General features: G+C 53.0%; 1 rRNA gene. It reads left to right on the forward strand.

From position 1 onward, the window contains the following. Positions 1-37: 37 nt before the first annotated feature. A 16S ribosomal RNA gene (locus F0U47_RS22760) occupies positions 38-696 on the forward strand; the annotation flags it as partial.

Genomic DNA, 696 nt, shown 5'->3' on the forward strand with positions numbered 1-696 from the left:
GCTCCTTTCACGGGAAACCAGAGTCTCTGGGTTCCGGGGGGAGTCTGGTTGCAAAGCTGAAACTTAAAGGAATTGACGGAAGGGCACCACCAGGAGTGGAGCCTGCGGCTTAATTTGACTCAACACGGGGAAACTTACCAGGTCCAGACATAGTAAGGATTGACAGACTGAGAGCTCTTTCTTGATTCGGTGGGTGGTGGTGCATGGCCGTTCTTAGTTGGTGGAGCGATTTGTCTGGTTAATTCCGGTAACGAACGAGACTCTAGCCTGCTAAATAGGCGTCGTTATTTAGGTGTGCGCGGCCTCGTGTCGCGCAACTCACTGACGACGTATTAAAATTCTTCTTAGAGGGACCGGCGTCTTCGAGCCGCACGAGATTGAGCAATAACAGGTCTGTGATGCCCTTAGATGTCCTGGGCCGCACGCGCGCTACACTGATGTATTCAACGAGTTCACACCTTGGCCGACAGGCCCGGGTAATCTTTGAAATTTCATCGTGATGGGGATAGATCATTGCAATTGTTGGTCTTCAACGAGGAATTCCTAGTAAGCGCGAGTCATAAGCTCGCGTTGATTACGTCCCTGCCCTTTGTACACACCGCCCGTCGCTCCTACCGATTGAATGATCCGGTGAAGTGTTCGGATCGCGGCGACGTGGGTGGTTCGCCGCCCGCGACGTCGCGAGAAGTCCACTAA

The sequence above is a fragment of the Nocardioides antri genome (assembly GCF_008373765.1).
GTDB lineage: Bacteria > Actinomycetota > Actinomycetes > Propionibacteriales > Nocardioidaceae > Nocardioides > Nocardioides antri.